Origin of the sequence: Citricoccus sp. GCM10030269 (assembly GCF_042665635.1) — a bacterium.
GTDB lineage: Bacteria > Actinomycetota > Actinomycetes > Actinomycetales > Micrococcaceae > Citricoccus.
In genome coordinates this window covers 1-20,726 of record NZ_JBHTCV010000011.1, presented here as the reverse complement: position 1 = coordinate 20,726, position 20,726 = coordinate 1, and the positions used below count along the sequence as shown (strand labels likewise).

21 protein-coding genes are annotated in these 20,726 nt (G+C 66.9%); 12 read left to right on the top strand and 9 right to left on the bottom strand.

All coding sequences use genetic code 11. From position 1 onward, the window contains the following. Position 1 precedes the first annotated feature (1 nt). A complete protein-coding gene (locus tag ACFQQD_RS14120; RefSeq protein ID WP_378090581.1) occupies positions 2 to 310 on the bottom strand; it encodes a hypothetical protein in 309 nt (102 codons plus the stop codon). A gap of 5 nt (positions 311 to 315) precedes the next feature. Next, the gene (locus ACFQQD_RS14115) at positions 316 to 624 is read right to left on the bottom strand and encodes a hypothetical protein (RefSeq protein WP_378090579.1); all 309 of its coding nucleotides are present in this window, start codon (positions 622 to 624) and stop codon (positions 316 to 318) included. Between the two features lie 423 nt (positions 625 to 1,047). On the opposite strand from ACFQQD_RS14115, the gene mobC reads away from it, so the two are divergent. The 5 genes from mobC to ACFQQD_RS14090 all read left to right on the top strand — a co-directional run bounded on the left by mobC (position 1,048) and on the right by ACFQQD_RS14090 (position 5,423). Next, the gene (gene mobC / locus ACFQQD_RS14110; protein WP_378090577.1) at positions 1,048 to 1,431 is read left to right on the top strand and encodes a plasmid mobilization relaxosome protein MobC; all 384 of its coding nucleotides are present in this window, start codon (positions 1,048 to 1,050) and stop codon (positions 1,429 to 1,431) included. After that, positions 1,428 to 2,861, top strand: a complete 1,434-nt coding sequence (locus ACFQQD_RS14105) for a relaxase/mobilization nuclease domain-containing protein (protein WP_378090574.1) — start codon at positions 1,428 to 1,430, stop codon at positions 2,859 to 2,861. The genes mobC and ACFQQD_RS14105 overlap by 4 nt, the downstream gene beginning before the upstream one ends. A 9-nt stretch (positions 2,862 to 2,870) precedes the next feature. After that, positions 2,871 to 3,791: a hypothetical protein gene (locus ACFQQD_RS14100; RefSeq protein WP_378090571.1), complete on the top strand. Its 921-nt coding sequence runs from the start codon at positions 2,871 to 2,873 to the stop codon at positions 3,789 to 3,791. After that, entirely contained in the window at positions 3,788 to 4,180 is a 393-nt protein-coding gene (locus ACFQQD_RS14095; RefSeq protein ID WP_378090569.1) for a DUF4913 domain-containing protein, read from the top strand. The genes ACFQQD_RS14100 and ACFQQD_RS14095 overlap by 4 nt, the downstream gene beginning before the upstream one ends. Before the next feature lie 148 nt (positions 4,181 to 4,328). After that, positions 4,329 to 5,423 carry a hypothetical protein gene (locus ACFQQD_RS14090; protein WP_378090566.1) on the top strand — a complete coding sequence of 365 codons (1,095 nt, stop codon included), beginning with the start codon at positions 4,329 to 4,331 and terminating at the stop codon, positions 5,421 to 5,423. 55 nt (positions 5,424 to 5,478) lie between these two features. On the opposite strand, the gene ACFQQD_RS14085 is transcribed toward ACFQQD_RS14090, so the two are convergent. Genes ACFQQD_RS14085 through ACFQQD_RS14055 form a run of 7 tightly spaced genes read right to left on the bottom strand, consistent with a single transcriptional unit; the run spans position 5,479 to position 13,193 of the window. Then, positions 5,479 to 7,218, bottom strand: a complete 1,740-nt coding sequence (locus ACFQQD_RS14085) for a type IV secretory system conjugative DNA transfer family protein (protein WP_378090564.1) — start codon at positions 7,216 to 7,218, stop codon at positions 5,479 to 5,481. Beyond that, positions 7,215 to 8,786, bottom strand: coding sequence for a hypothetical protein (locus ACFQQD_RS14080; RefSeq protein WP_378090562.1), 1,572 nt, complete (start codon positions 8,784 to 8,786; stop codon positions 7,215 to 7,217). Before ACFQQD_RS14080 ends, ACFQQD_RS14085 begins: the two co-directional genes overlap by 4 nt. After that, positions 8,786 to 10,303 (bottom strand): SCO6880 family protein, encoded by a 1,518-nt coding sequence (locus tag ACFQQD_RS14075; RefSeq protein ID WP_378090560.1) that lies wholly within the window; start codon positions 10,301 to 10,303, stop codon positions 8,786 to 8,788. Before ACFQQD_RS14075 ends, ACFQQD_RS14080 begins: the two co-directional genes overlap by 1 nt. Next, the gene (locus tag ACFQQD_RS14070) at positions 10,300 to 11,718 is read right to left on the bottom strand and encodes a hypothetical protein (RefSeq protein WP_378090558.1); all 1,419 of its coding nucleotides are present in this window, start codon (positions 11,716 to 11,718) and stop codon (positions 10,300 to 10,302) included. Before ACFQQD_RS14070 ends, ACFQQD_RS14075 begins: the two co-directional genes overlap by 4 nt. An 11-nt stretch (positions 11,719 to 11,729) precedes the next feature. Further along, positions 11,730 to 12,443, bottom strand: coding sequence for a hypothetical protein (locus ACFQQD_RS14065; protein WP_378090556.1), 714 nt, complete (start codon positions 12,441 to 12,443; stop codon positions 11,730 to 11,732). 33 nt (positions 12,444 to 12,476) lie between these two features. Next, positions 12,477 to 12,758, bottom strand: a complete 282-nt coding sequence (locus ACFQQD_RS14060; RefSeq protein ID WP_378090554.1) for a hypothetical protein — start codon at positions 12,756 to 12,758, stop codon at positions 12,477 to 12,479. Positions 12,759 to 12,770: 12 nt separating this feature from the next. After that, positions 12,771 to 13,193: a DUF6668 family protein gene (locus tag ACFQQD_RS14055; RefSeq protein WP_378090631.1), complete on the bottom strand. Its 423-nt coding sequence runs from the start codon at positions 13,191 to 13,193 to the stop codon at positions 12,771 to 12,773. A 335-nt stretch (positions 13,194 to 13,528) separates the two neighbouring features. Between ACFQQD_RS14055 and ACFQQD_RS14050 the strand changes: the two genes are divergently transcribed. The 7 genes from ACFQQD_RS14050 to ACFQQD_RS14020 all read left to right on the top strand — a co-directional run. Further along, positions 13,529 to 13,747 carry a helix-turn-helix domain-containing protein gene (locus ACFQQD_RS14050; RefSeq protein WP_378090552.1) on the top strand — a complete coding sequence of 73 codons (219 nt, stop codon included), beginning with the start codon at positions 13,529 to 13,531 and terminating at the stop codon, positions 13,745 to 13,747. Between the two features lie 34 nt (positions 13,748 to 13,781). Further along, the gene (locus ACFQQD_RS14045; protein ID WP_378090550.1) at positions 13,782 to 15,260 is read left to right on the top strand and encodes a hypothetical protein; all 1,479 of its coding nucleotides are present in this window, start codon (positions 13,782 to 13,784) and stop codon (positions 15,258 to 15,260) included. Then, positions 15,257 to 16,657 (top strand): MinD/ParA family protein, encoded by a 1,401-nt coding sequence (locus tag ACFQQD_RS14040; protein ID WP_378090547.1) that lies wholly within the window; start codon positions 15,257 to 15,259, stop codon positions 16,655 to 16,657. The genes ACFQQD_RS14045 and ACFQQD_RS14040 overlap by 4 nt, the downstream gene beginning before the upstream one ends. Before the next feature lie 11 nt (positions 16,658 to 16,668). Continuing rightward, positions 16,669 to 17,745 carry a transglycosylase SLT domain-containing protein gene (locus ACFQQD_RS14035; RefSeq protein WP_378090545.1) on the top strand — a complete coding sequence of 359 codons (1,077 nt, stop codon included), beginning with the start codon at positions 16,669 to 16,671 and terminating at the stop codon, positions 17,743 to 17,745. Continuing rightward, positions 17,742 to 18,284: a hypothetical protein gene (locus ACFQQD_RS14030; RefSeq protein WP_378090543.1), complete on the top strand. Its 543-nt coding sequence runs from the start codon at positions 17,742 to 17,744 to the stop codon at positions 18,282 to 18,284. Before ACFQQD_RS14035 ends, ACFQQD_RS14030 begins: the two co-directional genes overlap by 4 nt. A 98-nt stretch (positions 18,285 to 18,382) precedes the next feature. Beyond that, the gene (locus ACFQQD_RS14025) at positions 18,383 to 18,586 is read left to right on the top strand and encodes a ribbon-helix-helix protein, CopG family (protein ID WP_378090541.1); all 204 of its coding nucleotides are present in this window, start codon (positions 18,383 to 18,385) and stop codon (positions 18,584 to 18,586) included. A gap of 137 nt (positions 18,587 to 18,723) precedes the next feature. Further along, positions 18,724 to 20,726 (top strand): hypothetical protein (locus ACFQQD_RS14020; protein WP_378090539.1); only part of this gene is annotated, 2,003 nt, incomplete at its 3' end.

The window sequence follows — 20,726 nt, the reverse complement described above, 5'->3', positions numbered from 1 at the left end:
CTCAGTCGGTTGGCTGATGCTGGTCGGTTGATTGGTGTTCGGCCGTGGTGGTCGAGTTGGGGCCGGCGGGGTCCTTGGTGGTGGTGCGGCGGCGTTTGGCTGGGCGGAGTTTGTCGAGTTCGGTCTTGGTCCATCCCTTACGTTCGGCGTCTTTGAAGGCTTTGCGCTCGGCCGTTTGTGCGTCCTTGAGAGCCTGTTCGGCGTCAACACGAGCCTGTACAGCGGCGGCAATGTCTTGTACTGCGGTAAGGCGCTGGTCGTTGAGTTTGCGGGCCTGGTCGATGAAGGTCTCGGTGATGTTCTCGGTCATGGTTTTCACCCTAGGGTGGGTGCTCGTTTCTCGCTGAGGTAGCGCAGAAAGTTGTGGACATCTTCTCCTCGATAGCGACGGATCGAGGATCCGATTTCGATAGCCCGCAGCACGTCGTCACAGGTGACGGAAAGCACCGCCCCGATGTTGCTGCCGAGCAGGTGGGCGACCTCCTCGATCGTGAGCAGGTCGGGGTACTCCTCCAGGCGTTCGGCGGCTCGGTGGGTTCGTGCGTACCTGAGGACCTGGTGGCCGGCGTCGTCGCCGATGAAGTCCTCTAAGGCGGTCTGGTAACCGCGGGTGGTGGGGTCCATGGGGAAGTCTCCTGTCGCTTTGCTCTGGCTGCCGTTCCTTTCGGCGAAGACCGAAATACTCGGGCCGTCAGGTTCGGTCAAGCACGGGAGGGCCGGACGTGGAATACCGGAGGGAGCGAGGAACGAGCGAGTGAGGATATGCCGCGAAAGCCGGCCCGGATGCTTGACCGGTTCTGGCGGACCAGTACCCTCCCAGGCCGAATGGAACGCACCGTTCCCATCGAAGGACTGCGGGCGTCAGCCCGCATCCACGCCCGCGCCAGCGGATCCGGAGCAAGCTATATGGTTAGGTGCCCTAATCCGCTTGCGCCCTTGCGCTGCCGCGCCGGTCGATGGGACACTCACGAGTGAGCGGCGTTGCACTGGGCTGTGCTTCAGAAGTAGTCGCGGATAGCCGGAGCTAGTCGGGACGGGGTGGTCGCGGTGGCGGAGCGTAAGCGTCAGGCCAACGTGGTTGGTGGCCGTCCGGCGCGACGAGTGGTGAAGCTCTCGGCTTCCGAGGACGCGGCTCTGTCGGTAGCCGCGGTGGAGCAGGGCGTGTCTGTGCCGCGGTTGCTTAAGGAGTCTGCCCTGGCGGTCTCAGAGGGGGAGACGGCGACGGATCGCCGTAAGGTGCTGACTGCGCTGAACGTGCTGACTGGGCAGCTGGCGCGGGTGGGCAACAACCTGAACCAGATCGCCCGCGGGTTGAACACCGACGGGGAACTGTACGGCGACGTGCGCGGGTCCCTGGATGAGTTGCGCGGAGTGCTGCGCGACGTCGATGAGGTCATCGAGTCGTTGGCCCTGGAGCGGAGCGCGCCATGATGCCGAACGTGGTCCGTGGCGGGCAGATGGTCGGGCTGATGAGTTACCTCGTCGGCCCCGGCCGGTCCAACGAGCACACCACCCCGATGGTCGTCGGTGGGGATGATCGGGTGCTCTTCGAGTTCGCGCCCGGACAGGAACTTTCCATCGACGACGGACAGCGGATCGGCGCCATTCTGGATTCCCCTCGGCGCACGCACGGCACAGAGGTCAAGGCCCCCGTCTACGAGTGGGACGAAGCCTCTCAGCGGAAGGTGAAGGTCGGAGAGAAGGACGGCCATGTCTGGCACTGTTCGCTGTCTCTGACGAAGGGTGACCGGGAGGTGTCCAAGGACGAGTGGGGCACCATTGCCAGTCAGTTCGTGGAGCGTATGGGTTTCGTTGACCCGGACGGGGCGAAGTCTTCGCGCTGGGTGGCCCTCCACCACGGGGTGTCGAAAGCCGGCAACGACCACGTTCACATTGCCGTGCAGTTGGTCCGCGAGGATGGTACGAAGGCCAACATTCACAACGACCACTACCGCGCCCAGAAGGTCTGCGGGGAACTGGAGAAGGAACACGGTCTGGCGGTGTTGGAGTCCCGCCAGGTGGCCCGCGGATTGTCCGGGGACAAACCCGCCGAGGTCGCTCGTGCGACCGCCGAGGGCTACCCCCAGACACCGCGTTCGGAGCTGCGCCGGCGGATGCGCACCGCCCTGGCGACGGCCGCCTCACCGTCCCAGTACATCGATCGGCTGGGCGAGCTGAATGTGCGCGTCGCCCCCTCGTTCGCGAAAGGGTCCACCACGCAGATCCGCGGGTACAAGGTCGCCCTCGGGGAGGCGAAGGAAGCGCTCTGGTACTCCCCGTCCAAGCTGGACGCCACCTTGGGTTGGCCCAACGTGCTGCGCCGCTTCGACGGTGCCGGGCGGGAGTCCGCCGAGACGCTGCTGGCGTCCATGCACAACGGGGCCAAGAGGGACTGGTCCTCGGTGCAGGTCGGAGCGTTCGACCCGTCGCAGGTGGAGCGGTTGCTCAGCGGCAAGACCGGAACCGGACCCGATGACCTGTCCACGATCTACGCCCGCTTGTCCATGCACATTGAGCGGGGCAAACCCGGAGCGTTCTCCCAGCTCTCGGAGCAGTACGCCCGTGCCGCGCAGGGCCGGGGCAACGTCCGGCACGCGGTGCGCCTAGGCGCTCGGTTTGCGGCCAAGGACGGCACCCGCGGCTGGCTCGCGGTGCTGGCCCAGGCCAACCGGCTCTCCCGGGCGATGACCGCCCAATCGTTGGCCACGCACCGTCCCCAGTTGGCGAGCCGCACCGCAGCGCTGATGCGCACCGTGGACGCGATCTCGGCCCAGTACACGCCAGCACCCAGTCAAAACCGTCCCAGGATGGGCGGCCAACAGTTCGTCCGGCCCCGACCGGAGACCGGAATGGATCGATAGGAGAGGGACATGGCAGAGAACGAGGAAGAATCCGAGATGGCCGTGCAGTTCGGCAACATGCTGCGGGTGGCGATGGGATCCGGGATGCAGCTCCGTGAAGCCCAGGCCCGCCGAGAACAGATGCAGGCCGCCGAGCGGACCGCCCAGGCCGACCAACAGACCCGCGCCGAGGCCAACGTCGCAGCGATGGTGAACCGGGAGATGTACAACCCGGAGTTCTGGCGCACCGCCGGCTCCGAATCCATCGCCGACCGGGTCACCGTGGCCGCGCACCTATCCGGTGCCCACCCGGAGGCGCGCGGGGCGTGGATGCACGCCGCCGACGTGCTGCGCAACGACTACGGGATCTACCTGGAGCTGATGAACAAGGACCACCCCACGTCCTTGGTGGACCGGCACGCGGCCCTACGCGACGCGTTGGATGACTACTTCGCCCGGCAACGCCTGGACGCCGAGGCCGACCAGGCGCTGGCCCCCACAGCCATACAAGAACAAGACGCCGATCGAGACGAACAGCCGGGGCCCGACCCCCAGCCGGACGCCAGCTCACAGCCCAGCGAGGCCGATCAGGCCGCCAGTCAAGCAGCAGCGAAGGATGCCGACGCCAAGGCCTTGGACGAGGACGCCCACCTGGCCCTCGCAGACCGATACGGATACGAAGCACAACAGGACCAGGTGCATGCCCAGGCTGAGGAACAGACCGGGGGAAGGCTGTCGAACCAGTACCAGCGGGTCACGGACGCCCAGCTGGCCCAGATCGAGCGCCACGCCAACACCCCTGAACTGGCGACCGTGCGATCCCAGCAAGCCGACTTCTTCCCCCGCTCGACCGCTGAACGCATCGCGACCAACCCGGCGAAGACCACCAAGCGGTCCGTCTCCACGGCCCCGTCCGCCGGCCGCAGCCAAGAGACAGGAGTGAGCCGATGACCGTGGACTTCGGCAGCACCGACGACCAGGCCACCGAGACGTTCCAGTCAGCCGAGGAAGAGCGGCCCCTGCGCTTTCCCAACGCCGGGGCCTGGGTCGAGGGCTGGCTACTGCCCCACTACCGGCGCAACCTCACCACCCGCCGTTGGGACCCCCAATGGTGGCGGTACGAGGAAGTCGGCACCGTCCTCGAAGCACTCTGGGAATCCTGGGAACAAGTGAGGTGGGGCGACGCCATGGCCTCCACCGCCTGGTTCCGGGACTACCTCTGGCCCATCATGGACCGCCTCACCGACCCCGACGGACCCTTCTGGGACTACGACCCACCCCGCTCCATCGATGTCCCCGCCCAGTGGGACGCCACGCCTGCACCTCCAGGATGGTTCTAGAACATCGCCGCTGGTCAGTTCTGTGATCCTAGGGTGAGGACCGAAAGGGGACACTGTGGAATTCAGTCAAATACCTTCTGGGAGGCGTGGTTGGCACGCTTTGATCGAGCACTGCCTTGATCAGGGGGACAAGGTTGAGAACCACTTCTTGGAGCTGAAGCAGGACATTGGCCTCCCCGGCAGCATCAAAGTTGCAGCGGCCAAGATGGCGAAGTTCATCCTTGGCGCAGCCAACCGCCCTGTGGCCGACGCGGCCCGGGCCTTCGGCGGTTCCGCTCTTTTGCTCGTCGGCGTTAGTAAGCAAGGGGACTTGGTGGGAGTTGAGCAGGTGGACTCCGCCAACTGGAGCGATTCAGTCTTGGAGTACTTCGGATCAGAGAAGCCGCGGTGGGACTACCAGTGGGTCAGGTACGAGGAATACACGCTCATGGCCGTCACCGTTGAGCCACCCAAACAGGGGGATCCGATCTACCGTGCCTACTCGAAGGGCGAAGGAGTCCAGGACGGGGACGTCTTTATACGCACTGATGCCAAGACTAGGAAAGCCACGGCAATCGAACAGGGCCGACTCGACCAGCGTGCCAAGAGTGCACCTGACGCGAGTTTGGAAGTCAGTTGCGCGGCGCGAATGCAGTTTGTGGATCTCAGCATCGCAAAGCGGGTAATAGCATCGTGGGCTGAAAGCCACACGTTTTCCCCGGCCGTGAACGATTTTATCCGGCGTGACGGCCGCTCAGCGGAGGAGTATCGGCGTGAAATCGGCGAGTGGAAGCACAGCATCAGTTCGAATCCGTCGGAGGAAGTGCTTGATGCCCTGGCTGTGCATTCGAGCCGTGCGCACCAGGGGAGTTTGTCCGTCAAGAATGTGGGCACGAGAGACCTGCAGAACGTCCAGGTCGTGCTGCAGTTGCCGCCTGGAGTTCGAGCTCTCGTGGCCGATGACGATCCCGATTGGCAAGTGGAACAGGCCGCTCGGCTGCCTCGTGATTGGGCGTCCCTTGATATCGGGGTGATGGCACCCGTCCGCGGCAACCGTGACGATCTCATCGAGGTGATAGAGGACGGGGACCACCTGGAGATGGTTTGGCACCTGGACCACTTGCCTCCTGCAAGACGCCGCGATAGTGAGGAGAAGATTGGCATCTGGACTTACGGTAACGAGACTCCCAGGCTGTTCGACTGGCGAGTAACGGCTGCGGGCCTCAATGACGTCATTCGAGGGACCTTACGCCTCGATCAGTAACCAGGATGGTTCCACGGTCGTACTCCGCGGGTATTCCGGCGAAGTACGTGAGTTCTCAAGCCTTGCTCCCAGCTTCCCCGGCCCACGTCTCGTAGTGGTCCTTTGAGGCGTCTACGTCATTGCCGTAGGGGTGGGTGGAGTAGTGCTGGAGCTCGACCAGGGCCGGGGGCAACCCGGAGGTGGACAGCACCGCGCGGCCGCGGGGCAGTGCTGCGAGGTCGTTGACGTCCAGGAGGCGTTCGCGCTGGATTGCGGTGGACACCGAGCGGCCGCCCTTCTGCATCGACGAGGTACGCCGGATGACGTCGTGGTCCCCGATGAGTTGGGACAGGAACGGCAGAAACGCACTGTCGGAGAGCCCGGATCCGGCGACCCGGATGTTGGCGGCAGACCAGAGTTTCTTCATGCCCTTCTCCCCGAAGGCTTCCAGTCCCTGGTCCCAGCCTTGGAAGAACGAGGACAGCACGATTCCGCGGGAACCGTAGTGAGAGTACACCTCGGGCAGTTGGCGCCACCGCACGACGTTGGCCACCTCGTCGAGCACTCCGGTCATCGGCGGGGACAGGCGGCCGGCCGGCTGAACGGCGGCGATCTCTTCGGCCTCGGTGAGCACCGCCACGGCGAGGGCGCCGGCGATGGCGCGGGTGGAACCGGCGCCTTCCTTGGAGATCAGGTACAGCGTGTCGGTGGAGGTGGCGAACCGCTTGGGGTCGAATTCAGCCCGTCCCAGCTGCCCGGTGTCCCGGACCCAGGGGACTACCCGGTCGTAGGAGAGCACGTTGACCCATGGCCGCATGGTCCCGTACACGCCGTCACGCTGCTTGGGGGTGAGCTGCTGGATCTTTCCCAGCGAGGCCGCCACCGCGCCCTGGCCGTGCTCCAGGAGCAGGTTCCGGGGCGTCTTGTCGTCGGGGTCCTGGGCCCAGGTGAACACGTCCGTGATGGGACGGCTGGCCACCGCGGCGGCGTAGAACATCATCGACAGCAGCCGGCGGCCGTCGGACTCGAAGTAGGCGTCCTGGCTGGCTCCGGCACTCGTGGCTGAGGAAACGAAAATATCTGCGAGCATTTCGGCCCGCTCCATGCTGGTGACGAAGGACAGCGGGTTCCACCACCAGGTGGGCTCTTCGCCGATGATGCCCTGGACGTCGTGGACCCACACCACCCCGGTACGTGCCCGCGGCCCGCGGGTCATGTCCACCAGGTCGCGCTTGTTCGAGGTCGCCACGACCGGGCCCTTGGTCTCCAGGATCTGGGGTACACACACGGACGTGGTTTTGCCGGCCCGCGGACCCATGAGCCAGATCTGCACCCATTCCCAGGACGCGAACAGGCGTTGGCCGTTGTTCACCAGTTTGGCCAACGGCACCCCGGGACCGGCCTGGGCCGCGTGGAGCCGTTCGGCGTCCTGGGCGGCCCTGTCCGCGGTCAGTGCCTTGAACTCCTTGGCCTTGGTCATCTTGGACGCCAAGTGGTCGATGCGGGTGCTGTTCCTTTTCTTGCCTGTCGCCACGAGAGCGAGGGCAGCAGCCACCAACAGCAACACCACCACCCCGGCGACGAAGACGGCCACCTGCATTCGGCCGATCGGGATGCTCCCGGTGGCCTGGCCCAGCAGCAGTTCCACCGGTCCCGCGGACGTGTGTCCGCGGGTAACGGGGTCGAGATAGGCCCCGGCGGCCCACAACACCGTGGCGCCGACCAGCAGTGTGAGCAGCCCCGCGGCCAGAATCCAACCGGTCTCGCTGGAGGCCGGTTGGCTGCGCCGGCCGGGGCGGGGGTCGTTGACGATCATGTGAGCATGTCCCAATCGCGGTTGGTGTCGGTGTCGGCCATTTCCAACTCGGTGAGCTGCACATGCAGGGGCACGCCGGCGTCCTTGCCGGTTTTGAGCAGGAAATTCCCGGCGCCGGGCCGCATCCCGGCTTTGCCGGTCCAGGCGTCGACGGACGCCTCAGCGATCCAGTCGGAGAGTTGGGAGACCTCGGCGCGGGAGAGGTTGAATACCTCCCGCAGGTTGCCCATCTCGCCCTCGGCCAGCCCGCCGAGGAAGACCATCGCAGAGCGTTCGACGAACCCCCACGCTGTGGCCGTCAGGTGGGCCTCCGAGAGTTTGAGGTCGTTCATGGTGTGGGTGACCATCACCTGGGCCATCATCCGCCCGCGGTTCAATCGGGTGATGGCGTCGATGAAGTGCACCATGTCGGGCGAGGCCCGCAGGACCCGCCACAGCTCGTCCATGACCAGCAGGTAGGTGCGGCGTCGTCGCCCCTCGTCGGCGGCGAGGTAAGCCTCGGCCGAGACAGTGGCGGAGCCCAGATTCCAGCACAGGGACTGCACGGCCGCTATGAGAACGTGGTCGTTCTCGTTGACCCCGGAGATGTCGAACACCGCGGGCCGGCCGACCTCGATGTGTTCGGAGGTGGGCCGGGAGAACATGTCTCCGTACATGCCCGACGGGCCCAGGGAGATTAGCGCGTCCAGCAGTTCGCGGACCCGGGCGTCGTATTCGTCGGTGTTGTTGTGGGTCAGGGTCACGGACCGTAGTGAATCGGGGCGGGCGGTGATGTGGTCGATGACGTCCCCGAGCAGGGGCGGATCGGTCAGGTCCGGGTCCAGGGTGGCTAGCGAGGTGGCGATCACGGAGCGTTCATGGGGTTTGAGTTCGCGGCCGAGCATCATCCCCACCACGCCGACGATCAGCGAGCGGCGGCGCGAGGCCATTTCCTCTAGCGCCTTGGTCCGCTCGTTCTCATCGCGGATTCCGGCCAGCCGGCCCACGATCGGCCCGAGATCCATGGGGTTGAGGTGGCCTTGGCCGGGCGAGAACCGGATGACCTGCCCGCCGAGGTCCCGGATCGTGTGCACGTAGTCCGGGCGGGAGTCGGCCAGCACCATCGGAATGACGCCCCAGTCCGCGAGAACGGTGATCCACCGGTGAACCATGGAGGTCTTGCCGAGGCCGGGCTGTCCGAGGACGAACGCGGAGGGGTTGGAGATGATTCCGGCGCGGAACCATGACACCGGGTCCGCGCACACGAGCGATCGGCGGCGCAGGTGGTAGCCCAGTGGGGAGCCGATTACCGGCAGGCCGGCGCCTGCCGAGAACGGGTAGAAACCGCAGACTTGGACCGTGGTCCCTTGGATCTCGAACGGGGCCTCAATGACGTCGACCGGACCCCCGGCGCCACGGTTCCATCCCCGAGGGCCGGGGCGGGACCGGGATGCCTTGCGCTGCTCCCGCCACCGCTGCGCGATGCTCGCGGAGGCCCGGCGCTGCTCACGCTGGGCCTTTTTTTCCTGCTTCCTCAGCCGGGAGAGGTCTTTCTTGCTCAGGGTGAGCGAGGGTTGAGTGTCGGTCATCAGAAGAACTCCCTCACGGAGTCGGGGACCAGCATGTGGTCCGGCAGGACCAAGCCCAGCGGCAGGCCGGCTTGGAAGGTCACAGCCTGGTTGGCCAGGGCGGGGCGCAGGCGCAGTCGCGCCGGTGCCACGAGCCCTGGGATGCGTTTGTTCCAGGGCCGTAGGTCCTCCTCGGTGGCTGCGCTGATCGTGATAACCAGACCGAATCGGGTCAGTCCTGCACCCTGGGCTTCCTCCTGTGCGGTTTTCGCGGCCGCGGCCTGGCGCAGTGCCGCCCGGGCGTTCCGGCGCGTCTGGGACCCGGCGAAGGCCGCGTCATTCTGCTCCTGTTGGACCATGGCCGTGGTCCGGTCGGCCGGAATCGGCCGGTACAGCAGGGTCACCCGTTTGCGCAGCAACTCCGGGGACGGCTCCAGCACCCGGCGCAGGGACGTGGACGTGAAATGGCCGGCCGGGCCCTCGTACATCGTCCAGGACTTCGAGACCGCCCGGTCGTGGCGGTAGTGCTCGAAAGCGTCGCGGGCGAACGACGGGCCCGCGTCCTGCCAGCCCAACCCGGTACCGCCTTGGGCCTGCATTTCCTCCACGAGGGAGGCGACCGTCGGGTCGTAGGCCACGCGGGTGAAGTCGATGATCTGTTGGGCGGTGCACGCCTTGACCGAGCCCGCCCCGGTTCCGGCGAGGCCGCCGACAATCGCTGGCAGGCGGGTGCTGATCTCCTCGGCCATGTCCTCGAAGCCCCGGTCGCCGGTCCTGCCGTCGAGTCGCCGGCCGTCAAAGGTGACCGTCACCCGCGCGACCAGCTGTGGTGCCCCACCTTGGTAGGTTTCCCCGATCTGTTCGGTCACCGCCCGGGCATAGTCCGGGCTGTCGGACTGCCGATTGGCCTCCAGAAGCCCGGCCAAGCGCAGCCCCGAGTCCGGGGAAGACTCGATGGTCACCGAGGCCCCGCGGATGCCCTCGTCCAGGCCGCGCTGAGTCAACCAAGACCCCCACACCGCCACGCGGTGGTCGATCTGCTCCCGATCGACGAGGGAATCCCCGTCCGGGTGGGTCTCGATGACCACAGAGTAGTTGTGAACACCGGCCCCGGAGAGGCGGATCAAGCCGAAGGGGTTGCCGTAGGAGTCGGTGAACTCGGATAGTTCGGACTTGGCCATCAAACCGGGCAGCCGGGTGGCCCCGTCCGGGGTGCCCTTGCCCGTGGGGCCGGCCAGATATAGATCCCGCCCGCTTTTTTCCTTGACGCGCTGAGAAAGTCTCAACATGGTCCTTCCGTAGATACTGCGTCCCTGCCGTTTGGTGGCCACCAGTAGCAGCACGGCGACCGCGGCGGCCAACACCAGGGCACCGGCCAGCAGCCACCGGCCCGTGGCCAGGAACAGGATGCCCAGCAGCACGACCGGGATTAGTGCGGCGCTGACGCCCATGGACAACCCGCCCAGCCCAGACCGACGCGGAACCGAGAGATTTCCGAACACCTGTGGTTCGATGCGAACCTCGTCTGCTGAACTCACGACTGTTCTCCGTCCTCGTCCATGGCGCGATCCACGCGCGCCCCTTGCGCCGCCTGGTTGGCGCTCTGCGCCGAGGACGACACGCGATTTGCGGCCTCAGCCCAGCTCCGCCGACCCCCAGAGTGCCCCGAGTCCTGCCCGGACTTGCCGCCCTCGGCTCCGGTGGCCGCCCCGGACTGAAACTGTCCTTCGGAGGATTCCGAGCCCTGGCCAGCACCGCCGGCCCCGCCGGATGCACCAACCTCGCTCCCGCCGGACCCAGAACCACCCGACCCGGAATCACCCGATCCAGAACCACTGGACCCGGATGCGGCCGAGCCGCCCGTAGCGCCCGAAGTCAGTTCCGAGCCCCCCGCGGTTGCACTCCCCGATTCGCCACCACTGGCACCGCCCGAGGCAGTACCCCCACCAGAGGCGCCACCACCGCCGCCGGAAGACTGAGAGGCAGCAGCACCGGCGGCCGAGCCGGCCCGCACTCCGCCTGCCGCAGCTCCCGCCCCGACTCCCGTAGCCAGTACCGCGGCCCCAGCCGCGACCCCCGCGGCGCCGGCCAGGGCCGCCCCGCCGGAAAAGGCACCGGAGCCGGCCGCAGCGGCCGGGCTGACGAACTTGACCAGCATGGGCAGAGCCAGGCAGGCCAGCAGAAGGATGAGCAGACCGGTCAGGGCCGACACCAGGCCGGCGCCCAGATCCGAGGTCCGGGACAGATCGGAGTCGTCCACCATCATGCGGAAGCCAAGGGCGTAGATTCCGGCAGCGACTGGTTTGAACAGCAGCAGCGCGACCAGCCAAGCGTTGGCCTTGCGCCACGCCTGGTTTCCGGATTCGGTGCCGGAAGCGGCGGCCACCACGGCGATGAAGGCCATGAGGATCAGGAGCATCAGATTCCGGAAGATCATGAACATGAAGTTCACGACCGAGCCGAGCAGCATCAGCAGATAGATCACGAACGCCACCCCGTAATTACCGGCCAGTGAGGAGGTCGGGGGAACCAGGGCGTCGAACGAGGCGTTGCCCTCGGTTGCACGATCGAGGAGCCACCGGGACGTGGCGTCGCCGGCATCGAGCAGCATCGGCACGGCGACCATGTAGACACCGGTGGCCAAAATGAGATTGAGGATGGGCTTGCCCAAGCCGACCAAACCAGAGCGGACGTCCTCATCCATCAGTAAGCGAATCAGGCCGAAGAAGAACCCGATTACGGCGAACACCCACACGAAGAAACGCAGATCCTGCTGTAGCAGAGCCAGTCCAGGCGAATCCAAGTTCGGGGGCGGCACTTCCATCCACCACGTACCAATGATCTTCGCCAGCTCCACGGCACCGTCGTAGAGCCCCTCCACCATCCCCCCGAACATCGAATTCGCGGCATCGCCCGCAACACATCCGATATCCCACGGTTCGCATCCAGCCATGTCGTTGTCGCCTATCGCCAGCGCACGTAGGGGGCTGTGTCCTCGAGGAGCGCTACACGAGGATGTTCACCTGGGGTTTCGAAGTTGAGCTTCCAGTCCCCCGCGTCGTCATCCCAAACCAGATCCAGGCCGTATGAAGCCGTCTGGCCTTGCCCCGTCATCCAGTAATCAATCGTCGCCGAGTTTTCATCAGCGGCGAGGATCCGAAACCCCTCAACCACCGGTCGCTCGAAGTCGTCGTCTGCTTCCTCGTAGAGTGCCATGGCTTCGTCTCGGCCGGGCCCCGGGATTGCTGCGTCGGCTTCTCCCATTGAGATGGCGGTGAGGAGGTTGGGGCCGGCGAAGACGGCCCCAGTGGGTGAGCGTTCGAAGCAGGACCACAGGTTGCCGTCTCGGTTGCTGGGACCGTACTTCTCGGACACTGGCATCAGGATCTCGTAGGGGTGTGTCGCCCAGGTCGTTTCCGGCGCTTCGGTGGGGAAGGACTGGTCTGGATTGGCCGTCTCGCACGGGGCTCCGGACACTGGTGTGCGTTGGGTCGGCGTAGCGGTAGCGTCCTGGGATGGCGCGGGCGCGGTCGCTCCGGGTTCCGGTGCGGTGTCGCGCGGCCAGATGATGACCCCAACCACAACCGCCACGACCAGGACCACCAGCAGTCCACCGGAGATCCACCACCCGAGACTGACGGCGCCCTGGCCGGAGTCGGTGTCCTTGTTCTTGGCCATGGTGGCCCCCTTTGCTGTTTATCCTCGCGCCGGTCAGACGAAGACGCGCATAATGGCGCCGGATCCGACCGCCAGCATGCAAACGATGATGGCGATCGCTAAGCCTTTGATGCCCTGGATTTCCCGGCCGGTGAAGGCTGCGAAGACGAGGCTGCCGGCCGAGGCCAGGAACCCGACAACCCCGAGGATGATCACGATCCAGCTGACCCAGTTCAGCAGCGTCATGATCCCCTCGGTTCCGGGGGGTTGTTCCGGCTGGGGGTTGGGAATGACGCCGTAGACGTTGGCCGCCGTGGTCATCAGCTCCATCAGCATGGTTGGTTCTCCTTATCGGTGGGTGCGAAATGCGTGGATCGTCTTGCTCAGCCTGCGCGGTAGCCGGTCCGGGTCCGGCGGCAGATGTCGCCAGGACTCAACCCATGGCAAACGCACGCCGCGGGGAACCTTGCGTAGGAGTCTTTTGATGGTTTTCTTCTGTCCGTCCGTCAGGGTCGGTCCGTCATCGACTAGGACCAAGCCCAGGAGCCGTGAATCTGCGAGCAATCCGGCACCCCACTGGTTCGTGAAATCCTCAGCTGCTACGAGGCCTGCGTAGTGGGTGCGGGCTACGGCCAGAACGTCCAGGGTCGGAAGCGGCCGAGTCCACCCGCCGGCGACTGGCCAGCCAGTACCGGCATCGAGAGCATCGGAACCGAACAGTGAAGATACGGTGGTCGTGCCGGCCCCGCCGTGCAGACCGAAAACGGTCACCGCCCGGAAGTCCGTCACCGTAGATCGCGGCCACGCAGTGACCTTCGGGTCGGTGGCCACGGTGACCTCAGAAGGTGACTGTGGCCCGTAGTGAATATCTGCCTGACCGAAGCCCTCATCATCCAAGCCCTGCTCCGAGTCAGCGCTGGGCTCGGGCGCGGCAATAAATGGGTTCGTTCGTTGGGCCACGTCTGCTCATCCCCTTAGCATGTGTACGGCCAATAAAGCCAACATAAGCACTTACGACCCAATGCGTCAATACGGCCAATTGCGCACGTTGGGGTATTTGCGCTTGACGGGCGTAACTGGGTGTGGAGAGACTATGGAGCGTGATTATGAACAGTCCCGAAGCTGTCGATTCCTTGCTTGAAGGTCAGCCGGACCTGCTGACCACCGACGAGGTGGCCGAGCTGATGCGCGTGAGCCAGGGGACGGTGCTGCGTTGGATCAAGGAACAGGGATTGACGGTGATCTCGGTGGGACCACGGCTGCGTCGGGTTCAACGTAGTCATTTCCGCGAGTGGTTGTTGCAAGCCGACGAGATCAACGACTGATTCGGTAACAATCGCCTATCCGGGGGGAGGGTACATGCGCGAAGAAGAGGATTTTGACGTCGAGGCAGTGCCGGCTTTCCCGGTCCTGACGCTATGGATGGACGAGGCATCCGAGCGGACCGAGCTCAACGGCGTTCCGATCGAGGCCGCCCCTGGTGGTGACTACCGCGAGGCGGCGATCGACGCTGTGGTCCGAGACGTGCAAAAGCGCGCCCTAGAAGCTGTCCGGGTACGGGTCCTCACCCCGACTGGTGAAGCGTGGGACATGGTGGTCACCGCCGACGGGGACGTCTACGACACCACCGTCACTGAGGCCCCCGCCACAACCAAGTCCGCCCGAATCCGTCGCCCCCTGGTCATCGGCGCCGTCGCGCTGTGTGCGGTGAGCTTCCTTGGCGTGGGCACAGCCATCGGTCTGTCCGCCCTCGGAGAGGACACCGAGGAGCAATGGGTCGTCCCCGGAGCCGACCGGCAAATTCCCATCGCTCTGCCCTCTCCCTTCGCCTTGCGCTCGGCGTGGTCCGTCCCCGTGGATGAAGACTCCGATGTGGCCGCGCTCGACACCGGCCACATCCTGTCCACTGCACCGGGCGGCACCCTGACCGCCCGGAACCCGGAAACGGGTCAGGTCGCCTGGCGCGGCAATGACGCCCCCGACGACCTCGCCGCCACCGTCCACACCGACTGGGCCGGCCAACCGTCCCTGGTCAGCCTCAGCGGGAACCAGCTGCGCGTCTGGGATCTGCGCACACCACAGGACGGCACCACCGTCACCTCCACCACCATCACCTTGGAGCAGGACTGGCGCGCCGAAATCCGTGGGGAACGGCCCTTCGTGGACCTGGGCGACTGGATCGTGGGCGTCCCCCAGACAGGACACCGTCTGCGCCACGTCGTGATCCCCGCCGGCACTCGTGCGGTGACCGTGACTGGACAGAACCAGATCATCACCGCCTCTGATGCGACGCTGTACACGGTCAACGACGACGGCATCGTGGCCGGCCGGGCGTCCTACTCTGCCCCCGCTGGGACAGCCGGGGCCCCGGACCGGTCCTGGATGCTCGACAACGACCACGCCCTACTGGCCTGGGATTCAGAGGCCGGCGAAACGATGATGTCGATCATCAACGTCAAGGACGGCACCACGCGCGCCACGGCGGAAGTCTCCCGGGCACCTGACCAGCAGGAGCGGCCCATCGTCGATGAGCAAGGCCGGGCCGCAGCTTTCGACTCCGTTTCCCTCAGCTGGGGCCCAGATCCCGTGCTACGCCCGCTGGAGAGCTTTGAAACCAGCACCATCCACAACGCCACCGCTTACGGGCTGGCTGGCCGCGAAAACCCTGCCGGGCTCGACCTGGCATCACTCAAGTCCCGACCCGAGCCGTGGGACACCTTCGCCGAGGACGATCCCGCCCCCGACCTGATAACCGGGGACGGCGCCTACGTCGTCGCCGACACCCTCGACACCACCGTTCTGTACCGGGCCGAGAAGACCAACCCCGAGGAGAGATGATGATCCGCATCGAAATGGCTTCGCCGACCCGCGCCGTGCTCCACACCGACACCGAGCCGCCCACGGAAGTCACCTGCCCAGCCGGCGGAGAGATCATCGAAACGGTGCTCGAGCACCTCATCCGTCGCGCCCGCCGCGACGGCACCGAACTCACCGTCCAAACGGACGACATGCCCCCAACCTGGCTGAGGGTGGACCCCACCGGCACCGTCCAGCCGCTCGACGAGGCCCCGGCTGAACCGCCAGCTCCAGAGGCCGAGCCCGCGCCGGCCAGGGCCGCCACCGGACCGAACTCGAGCGACCCCGGGAGTGAAGACGCCCAGCCCTACCAGACCAAACGCCCCAATCCCCTGACGGCCGGACTTGCCTCCTCCGCTGGCCCCACGCAAACAGGAGGACCCACGCGACCGGGTACCCCGGCAGCTGTGGCGCCCGACCCAACCAGGCGCAGCCTGCGCGAGACAACCTTTCTCGTGCCAGATCAGCCGTCCGCACCGGCGTCCCGCGGGTGGCGGGCCGTCATGAACCGGCTGGGCCTGAACATCCCGCCCTCGGCCGCGGAACAGGCCGAACGCGCCGACGAACAGATCGTGTCCCGGCACTGGCCCGGGCCCCGCACCGTGGCCGTGGTCAACCGCAAAGGCGGGGCCAACAAAACGCCCACCGTCGTGCTGCTCTCGGCCGTGCTCGCCCGCTACGGCGGCGGACCCGTTCTCGCCTGGGACAACAACGAATCCCAAGGCACGCTGGGCTGGCGCACCGAGCAGGGCCCGCACAACGCCTCCGTACTCGACCTCGTGGACTCCTCCGACCGTCTGCTCTCCCCCGAGACGAGCACAGCCGACCTCGCCCACTTCGTCCACCACCAGCCCGCCGACAAGTTCGACGTGCTCCGCTCCGATGAAAACGACGAAGGCGACCATGAGGTCACCGCCGAAGAGGTGGACATCGCCCACCAGGTGGCCAACCGCTTCTACCGGATGATCGTCATGGACTCGGGCAACACCGCCCGATCGGCCAACTGGCGCCGGATGATCGACCACACCGACCAACTCGTCGTCCCGGTCACCGCCATGGAGGACCGGGCCGAGGCCGCCCGTCTCACGTTGCAGACGCTCGAATCGCGCGGCGGGCACGATGCCGAGCTGGCCCGCAACGCCGTGGTCATCGTCTCCGAATCCACCGACGCCGCCCGCGGTCTCGGCGGCGAGGCCCTCAAACGCGCCCGCCAGGAGGCATCCCGGATCGCTGAGGGCTTCGCCCCGCTGGTGCGCTGTGTCGTCCGGGTTCCCCACGACCCGGCGTTGGTGCGTGGCACCATCCATTACGAGGCACTGCGCCCGGCCACCCAACGCGCCTGGTTGGCGGCTGCTGCCGCCGTGGCCCGCGGGTTCTAGGGACACCGCTGATGGGTGACTCACGGGCCCTCTACGGCGTCGGGGCCGCGGTCGCGTTCGTCCTTGGGCTGGTGGTGGTCATTCCCGTTCTCCTGATGACATTGAACACCGGGGCCCAGCCGGCCCAGGCCGGGTGCGCCCCCGCAGGGGGAAACACCGGCGGCATACCGGAGCAGTACCGCGAGGCCGTGGAGCAGGCCGCGCAGGAGGCCGGAGTGCCGGCCGCTCTGGTGGCCGCTCAGATCGACGCTGAGTCCGGGTGGGACCCAAACGCCGGCTCCTCCGCCGGTGCCCGCGGTATCGCCCAGTTCATGCCCGGCACGTGGGCGCAGTACGGCAACGGGGCCGACCCCCTCGATCCCCTCGCAGGCATTGCGGCCCTCGGCAGGTACATGGCCGCGCTGAAAGAGCAGGTGGGGCACCTGGGCGGATCCGAGCAGGAGAAAACCGAACTGATCCTGGCCGCCTACAACGCCGGCCCTGGTGCCGTCCTCTCCCACGAGGGCATCCCCCCTTACCAGGAGACCACCAACTACGTGCAAAAGATCACCCGGACCGCTCAGCTGGACTACTCCACCAATTGCGCCCCTGTAGGCGGAGAAATCATCGGGGATCTGGGTTCCGGCGAATGGACCCACCCGCTGCCCGGCAGCCGAGTGACCAGCCCTTTCGGCCGCCGCCCCTGCCCGGCCGGGGTCCCCCAGTGCAATGAGTACGTGACCATGCACACCGGAATCGACCTCGCCGGAGGCGGCACGGTCGTAGCCCCCACCGACATGGTGGTCCGCTCGGCCGGGGACTCGATGCCCGGGCACGAGTACATGGGCACCTACGTCCTGGGCACCATGACCGATGACCCGAAACTCAACTTCCAGTTCCACCACTGCGCACCCGGATCACTCCGCGTCGCAACCGGGGACATCGTGGCCGTCGGCACTCCGCTATGCACCGAAGGAGCCTCGGGTAACGCCTCCGGAATCCACCTGCACTTTCAGATCACCACTCCGGATGCTCCCGGCGACGTCCCTAGCCGGGAGCACGCCGTGGACCCCCGCCCGATCCTCACCCAGAAGGGAATCGCCCTATGAGACGCCCGTGGATAGCCGTCACCGGCACCCTCGTTACCGCCGGAGCCGTCGGGGCCGCGGCCGCCGCCCTCATCGTCCCCGCCCTGGCTCCCGCCCCCGCCGCAGTATCCTCACCCACGGCCAGCACTAGCAGTTCGGCAACCGCCACCGAGGCAGCCACAACCGAGCGCGAACGTATCGCGCTGAAAGCGGCACGGATCATGACCACATGGAAGCCGGCCGAGGACTTCAACCGAACCGACGCAGAACAACGGGCCAGACACCTGATGACCAAGGACCGGGCGACGCAGGTCATCGCCCCGGAGCGGCCCGCCACCGGCACCGAATGGCTCGAAGCCGCCGAACGTAACGCCACCTCCGTCCCGACCGTGGAACTCAACACCGCCACCGAACTCACCGACACCGGTGTCTCCGTGATCGCCACGTGGACCTGGGACTCCCCCAGTGGGACGAAGATCCCCGAAGAGAACGGAACCCAGCCCCGCATCTACTTCTTTGAGTTCACCGAGGACAACCAGATCCATGACTACACCTACTAAGTGCACCCGTCCCGGAGCACTCGGCGTGTCGGAGCGGATTCAGATTCAGGCTTCCCCGTAGTCTCGATCACGTCAGTCCCCACGGAGAGGAGTCAGACATGCCACAGATTTCCAAGGGCGAACGGGCAGTCATCACCGCTCGCATCCCCATTCCCTACGACCGCAAGCTCCGCGAGTGGAAGGACGCTACCGGTGAGACCAGGAATGACCTGATCGAGCGCCTCGTCCGTGAATTCCTAGACACCAACGACCCGGCAAGCCACGCCGGGCAGGAGGAACTGCCTTTGCAGAAGACCGCCTAATACACAAGAAGGACCCCGCGCCAACGGGGTCCTTCCACAGAAATATTCAGCTATCCACGCCCTGACCCAATCCAGCACAAGGAACCCAGGTCACGGGCTCTACCTTCCGCGTCCGCCAAGACGTCGGAAAGGATCTGATGACCACTATAGCTAGACCTACCCACTTTCAGGAAGCAGCCACGGCTGCATTCGACGCCTGGACCCTCACGCAGACGCTCACTCCGCGCTTGAGCGTGCGCTTGGCCGCCGTAGACGCCTACGGCCAGGTCCTCAACCAGTACACCGGACATCGCCAGGTCAGCGGCGAACAACCGGACCGGCCCTGGGCGGTCTACCTGGCCGGCACTGACGGCCGATTCCGCCTGCTCTGCTTCGACCTCGACGCCAAAACCTCGGACGCGACGACCGCGGCCGAGCGCGACGCGGCTCTGCTCGCGGGTCTCCTGACCGAGGCCGGCCTACCGCCGGTCGTCTGCCAGTCCGGCCCGGCCGGCGGCCGGCACGTCTGGGCCGCGCTGGCCGAGGGCGTCGACGCGGAAACGGTGGCCACGCTGGCCCGCCTAGCCCACCACCTGTGCCCCACCCTGGACCTCTCCCCGCTGACCAACGCGGCCACCGGCTGTGTGCGCCCGCCCGGAGCGCCCCACCGCAACGGTGGCCGCTCCACGGTCCTCAGCGGAGACCTGCACGCCCTCACCGAGCCGACCGGTACCGCAGCCGGGGTCCGCACGCTCGTGGAGCGGCTGGCCGGACTCGTCGACACCGCCGAGCCCCCGCACCCCGTCGACCCACGCCGGCCGCTGCCCCTGGATGAGCACGCACGCCCGTATCTGCCCGGGCCGCGCCGCGAACTGCCGACCGCCAGCGCTGCTGCCCTGCGCGAGGACGCCGCCGCTGGCGACGCCTCCGCCGTGCTGTGGCGCGTCTTGATCGGCGCAGCCTCCGCCCGGTGGCGGTATGCCGACGTCGCCGCCCTGGTTCCCACCAGTCCCGGCCTTGAACACGTCCGCAGCTACCGTGACCGCGCGCAGCGCCATCCCCGCGGACCCGTCGAGGCCGCGCGGCTGCTTCGTCGCCAGTGGCACAAGGCCGTCAGCTACGTCGCCGGCAGCGACCGCCAGATCGGCGAAGACCCGACATTCGATGCCCGCGCCGACGCGATCGCCGCCCACGTCCGTCAGGTGCAGCACCGTGCCGACGCGGCCGCCGGCCGCTGGACCCGCGGTGGAGGACCGGCCGACCGGCGCATCCTCGACGCCCTGTGCATCCTCTCGCTACAGGCTCTCAGCGCCTGCGTGGAGGCCGATACCCGGCGGCTGGCCCTCCTGGCCGGGGTGGGCCGTGAAACAGCCCGCACGTCCCTCCTGCGCCTAGCTGAGGACGGGTGGATCAGCCGGTCCCGGGCCGCCGACGGTCCGCATGGCGCGGCCTGGACCACCGACCCCCGAGCGACTATCCACAGTTCTCCCACCGATAGTCGGTCACAAGCGGACCCGCGCCCCGCAGGGGCCGGGTCCGCAGAGAGAACTACCCTCCTGGCCTCGCTCACCACGCGCGCCCAGACGGCCGCACACGACGCGTTCACCATGGGTCCCGGTCTCGGACACTTCGCAGGGAACACCTACGCCCGCACCGACACCGAGCCCCAGCCCCTCGCTGTGCTGGCCCAGGCCACCGGAGCGAGCACCGAGCAGATGGCCCGAACCCTGGCCCGGCTGTCGTCAGTTGGCCTACTCAAGCAGGACGGGACCGGTTGGTACAGACCCGCTCAGGACCACCGGGCGGCGGCCGCCCATGCCTTAGGCGTCACCGGACGCCTAGCGGACCGAGCCGCGCGGTACAGCCTGGAACGCGAATTATGGGCCTGGTGGCAGGCCGAGGAAACCTGGATGAACGCGCCCCGGCGCACAGCACACAGGAACCGTCCCGGCAAGGGGCAACTTGCCTTGCTGCCCGAGACCGGCACCCACGCCTACGGCCCCTACCCTCGCCGCGCCGACGGCCGCGCCGATCACCGCGCGGCTCGGCGCGAGCTGGCCGAGGAGCGGGCCGGCATCGCCGCCCGCCAACGCCCCGGTACCACTCCACCGCTTTGCCGGGAACGCAGCTGCGAGGGCGCAGACGGTCACCCGCTCGGCAG

Coding starts and splice junctions, on each gene's coding strand:
- ACFQQD_RS14070 (WP_378090558.1), bottom strand. CDS start 11,718: ATGGCTGGATGCGAACCGTGGGATATCGGATGTGTTGCGGGCGATGCC.
- ACFQQD_RS14040 (WP_378090547.1), top strand. CDS start 15,257: ATGATGATCCGCATCGAAATGGCTTCGCCGACCCGCGCCGTGCTCCAC.
- ACFQQD_RS14035 (WP_378090545.1), top strand. CDS start 16,669: ATGGGTGACTCACGGGCCCTCTACGGCGTCGGGGCCGCGGTCGCGTTC.
- ACFQQD_RS14065 (WP_378090556.1), bottom strand. CDS start 12,443: ATGGCCAAGAACAAGGACACCGACTCCGGCCAGGGCGCCGTCAGTCTC.
- ACFQQD_RS14085 (WP_378090564.1), bottom strand. CDS start 7,218: ATGATCGTCAACGACCCCCGCCCCGGCCGGCGCAGCCAACCGGCCTCC.
- ACFQQD_RS14060 (WP_378090554.1), bottom strand. CDS start 12,758: ATGCTGATGGAGCTGATGACCACGGCGGCCAACGTCTACGGCGTCATT.
- ACFQQD_RS14105 (WP_378090574.1), top strand. CDS start 1,428: ATGATGCCGAACGTGGTCCGTGGCGGGCAGATGGTCGGGCTGATGAGT.
- ACFQQD_RS14100 (WP_378090571.1), top strand. CDS start 2,871: ATGGCAGAGAACGAGGAAGAATCCGAGATGGCCGTGCAGTTCGGCAAC.
- ACFQQD_RS14115 (WP_378090579.1), bottom strand. CDS start 624: ATGGACCCCACCACCCGCGGTTACCAGACCGCCTTAGAGGACTTCATC.
- ACFQQD_RS14045 (WP_378090550.1), top strand. CDS start 13,782: ATGCGCGAAGAAGAGGATTTTGACGTCGAGGCAGTGCCGGCTTTCCCG.
- ACFQQD_RS14030 (WP_378090543.1), top strand. CDS start 17,742: ATGAGACGCCCGTGGATAGCCGTCACCGGCACCCTCGTTACCGCCGGA.
- ACFQQD_RS14095 (WP_378090569.1), top strand. CDS start 3,788: ATGACCGTGGACTTCGGCAGCACCGACGACCAGGCCACCGAGACGTTC.
- ACFQQD_RS14120 (WP_378090581.1), bottom strand. CDS start 310: ATGACCGAGAACATCACCGAGACCTTCATCGACCAGGCCCGCAAACTC.
- ACFQQD_RS14025 (WP_378090541.1), top strand. CDS start 18,383: ATGCCACAGATTTCCAAGGGCGAACGGGCAGTCATCACCGCTCGCATC.
- ACFQQD_RS14080 (WP_378090562.1), bottom strand. CDS start 8,786: ATGACCGACACTCAACCCTCGCTCACCCTGAGCAAGAAAGACCTCTCC.
- ACFQQD_RS14050 (WP_378090552.1), top strand. CDS start 13,529: ATGAACAGTCCCGAAGCTGTCGATTCCTTGCTTGAAGGTCAGCCGGAC.